This is a genomic window from Collimonas fungivorans, from assembly GCF_028292705.1.
Classification (GTDB): Bacteria; Pseudomonadota; Gammaproteobacteria; order Burkholderiales; family Burkholderiaceae_D; genus Collimonas; species Collimonas fungivorans_B.
The window spans coordinates 1-3663 of the sequence record NZ_JAQGLV010000369.1; the positions used below are offsets into that span (position 1 = coordinate 1).

Annotated in this window: 2 protein-coding genes and 1 pseudogene; 1 reads left to right on the forward strand and 2 read right to left on the reverse strand. The window is 59.9% G+C overall.

The genetic code is table 11. The features are described 5' to 3' along the window. Positions 1-100: 100 nt before the first annotated feature. Together ssb and JWQ61_RS20555 are read right to left on the reverse strand one after the other, a co-directional pair. The gene (gene ssb, locus JWQ61_RS20550) at positions 101-598 is read right to left on the reverse strand and encodes a single-stranded DNA-binding protein (protein WP_304362145.1); all 498 of its coding nucleotides are present in this window, start codon (positions 596-598) and stop codon (positions 101-103) included. Between the two features lie 46 nt (positions 599-644). Then, entirely contained in the window at positions 645-1841 is a 1197-nt protein-coding gene (locus JWQ61_RS20555) for an MFS transporter (RefSeq protein WP_304362146.1), read from the reverse strand. Between the two features lie 257 nt (positions 1842-2098). Between JWQ61_RS20555 and JWQ61_RS20560 the strand changes: the two are divergent. Further along, a pseudogene (locus JWQ61_RS20560) lies at positions 2099-3663 on the forward strand (excinuclease ABC subunit UvrA); the annotation flags it as partial.

Genomic DNA, 3663 nt, shown 5'->3' on the forward strand with positions numbered 1-3663 from the left:
AAGTGACAAGTAACGTCATGCGACAAACGTTCGGCCAACAAAAAACCCCGCATCTTTGAGGGATACGGGGTTTTGTTTATTTCTTGCGGCGATGTGGATTTTAGAACGGAATATCGTCATCCATATCCGAGAAATTCGGCGCTGGCCGCGAAGCCGGCGCCTGGCGCGCTGGAGCTGCCGGAGCGCTGGTGTTTTGCTGGCGTGCCGGCGGCGCGCTGTTGTAGCCGCCGCCATCGTCCATAGGCGCGCTGCCGCCCGCACCCTGGCGGCTGCCCAGCATCTGCATGGTGTCGGCGATGATTTCGGTGGTGTAGCGCTCGGCGCCATCCTTGTCTTGCCACTTGCGCGTCTGCAGGCGGCCTTCGATGTAGATCTGCGAACCTTTTTTCAGGTACTGGCCGGCGATCTCCGCCAGCTTGCGATAGAAGGTGATGCGGTGCCACTCGGTTAATTCTTTTTTCTCGCCGCTGTTCTTGTCTTTCCAGCTTTCCGTGGTGGCGACGGCAATGTTGGTGACGGCTTCGCCGTTCGGCATGTAGCGTGTTTCCGGGTCGCGGCCGAGATTGCCGACGATGATGACTTTATTGACCGATGCCATGTGATGCTCTCCTAAATACGAATATCTTGAAAAAATGCCTTGGAAGTCATGCTGCCGCGGTGGTGGCCGTCCGGCCACGGCGCGGCAAATTTTTCATGCTGGATGCGATTATAAGCCAGCACAGGGTCGCCGCCCCTCCTAAAATGAAAACCGAGGGGGCTCCGGCATGCTGTTTAAGCAATCCGCCTAGGGCGCCGCCGCAGAACAAACCCAGGGCCTGCATGGTGTTGTACACGCCTAATGCGGCGCCCTTGGCGGCCGGCGGCGCGATGCGCGACACCAGCGACGGCTGGCTGGCTTCCAGCACGTTGAAGGCAATGAAAAACCCCAGCAGCAGCACGACCAGCCACTGCCAGTGGATAGTTGCCATCGAGAATGTCGCCAACAGGCCGAGTTGCACGACAAACAACAAAGCCACGGCCGCCAGCATCACTTGCTTCATCTTGCCCTGCTTCTCGCCGACAAACACCGGCGGCAGCATCAGCACAAAAGACGCCAGCACCACCGGCAGGTAGATTTTCCAGTGCGACTCCAGCGGCAGGCCGGCGTATTTGACCAGCGCCGCCGGCATCACCACGAACATCGCCATTTGCGTCATGTGCAAGGCAAACACCCCATAGTTGAGCCGCATCAGCTCGCCGTTGCGCAGGATCTCCGACCACGCCACGCGCCTGGCCTTGACCAGCGGCGCCGACGGCACCAGCCACACCACCACCACGATCGCGGCCAGCGACAGGATGCCGGTCATGGCGAAGATGCCGCCCATGCCTACCCATTGGTATAGCAGCGGCGAAACGATCAGCGACAAGGCAAAGGTGAGGCCGATGGAACCGCCGACCATGGACATGGCCTTGGTGCGGTGTTCTTCCCGGGTGGAATCGGCGATGAAAGCGGTCACCGCCGCCGAAATCGCGCCGGCGCCTTGGATAGCTCGGCCGATGATGACCCAGTAGATATTGCCGGCAGCGGCGGCGATGAAGGAGCCCAGCGCAAACAGGATCAGGCCGATGACGATGATTTTCTTGCGGCCGTATTTGTCAGAGGCGACGCCGAACGGGATTTGCCCGAACGATTGCGCCAGGCCGTAGATCCCCATGGCAAGGCCGACCAAGGCCGCGCTGTCGCCGCCGGGCAAGGTTTTGGCGTGCACCGCAAACACCGGCAAGATCAGGAACAGGCCCAGCATACGCAACGCAAATATCGACGCCAGGGAGGCGCTCGCCTTGACTTCGGCGCGGCTCATGCCGCTGCTGATTTCACTGTCAAAAGAGGAAGACGAACTATTCATCGAACTATTCATATTGGGAATTGGCGGATGGCGCCGTAAAGGCTGCACAACGACGAAGATCGAAACCCGTTATAGTATCAGGTTGATCCGTTTGATATGGCATGGCCGCGCCCGGCAGCGATTCCCGCCAGGGGCTGCGGCAAGCCTTTCAGACGTGAAAATTGCAATTCCAACAAGCCAACACGGCCTTAAACTTACGCTGAAAGCTGTAAATGGAAGAGATCCGCATCCGGGGTGCGCGTACGCATAACCTCAAGAACATCAATCTGGATTTACCACGCAACAAACTGATCGTGATCACCGGCTTGTCCGGTTCCGGCAAGTCGTCGCTGGCGTTTGACACACTGTATGCGGAAGGCCAGCGGCGTTATGTCGAATCGCTGTCTTCCTACGCCAGGCAATTCCTGCAGCTGATGGAGAAGCCGGATGTCGACCTGATCGAAGGCCTGTCGCCGGCGATTTCGATCGAACAGAAAGCCACGTCGCACAACCCGCGCTCCACCGTTGGCACGGTGACCGAGATCCACGATTACCTGCGCCTGCTGTACGCGCGGGTCGGCACGCCTTACTGCCCGGATCATCCGGAGAAGCCGCTGGCGGCGCAGTCGGTGTCGCAGATGGTCGATGCGGTGCTGGCGATGCCGGACGACACCAAGCTGATGATCCTGGCGCCGGCGGTGGCCAACCGCAAGGGTGAGCATGTCGACCTGTTCGAACAGATGCAGGCCCAGGGTTTTGTGCGCTTCCGCATCCAGAGCGGCACCGGCGCCGCCAAGATCTATGAAGTCGACGACCTGCCCAAGCTGAAGAAGACCGAGAAGCACACCATCGACGTCGTGATCGACCGCCTGAAAGTCAAGGCCGACACCAAGCAGCGCCTGGCGGAGAGTTTCGAAACCGCATTGCGCCTGGCCGAGGGCCGTGCGATTGCGCTGGAGATGGACAGCGGCACCGAGCACATGTATTCCAACAAGTTCGCCTGCCCGATCTGCGGCTATTCGCTGCAGGAACTGGAGCCGCGCCTGTTTTCGTTCAACAATCCGATGGGCGCCTGCCCGGAATGCGACGGCCTGGGCCATATCGAGTTTTTCGATCCCAAGCGCATCGTTGCCTTCCCTAACCTGTCGCTCGCCAGCGGCGCGGTCAAGGGTTGGGACCGGCGCAACCAGTTCTATTTCCAGATGCTGACCAGCATCGCCGCGCATTACGATTTCGACATCGACGTGCCGTTCGAGAAGCTGCCGGAAAAAGCCCAGCAGGCGGTGCTGTACGGCTCCGGCAAGGAAACCATCCCGTTCAGCTACGTCAACGAACGCGGCCGCACGGTGATCAAGGAACACACGTTTGAAGGCGTGGTCAACAACCTGCAGCGCCGTTATCGCGAAACCGATTCGATGGCTGTCAAGGAAGAGCTGGCCAAGTTCATCAATGAAAAAGAATGCCCGTCCTGCCATGGCGCTCGGCTGCGCGTCGAAGCGCGCTTCGTCAAGGTCGGCAACGGCAAGCAGGAAAGGGCCATCTACGAAGTCGCGGCGACGCCGCTGCGCGAAACCCTGACCTTCTTTGAAAAACTGAAGCTGACCGGCGCCAAGAAGGAAATCGCCGACCGCATCATCAAGGAAATCGTCTCGCGCCTGACTTTCCTGAATAACGTCGGCCTCGATTACCTGTCGCTGGAACGCAGCGCCGACACCTTGTCCGGCGGCGAAGCGCAGCGCATCCGCCTGGCTTCGCAGATCGGCTCCGGCCTGACCGGCGTCATGTACGTGCTGGACGA

Coding starts and splice junctions, on each gene's coding strand:
- JWQ61_RS20555 (WP_304362146.1), bottom strand. CDS start 1,841: ATGAGCCGCGCCGAAGTCAAGGCGAGCGCCTCCCTGGCGTCGATATTT.
- ssb (WP_304362145.1), bottom strand. CDS start 598: ATGGCATCGGTCAATAAAGTCATCATCGTCGGCAATCTCGGCCGCGAC.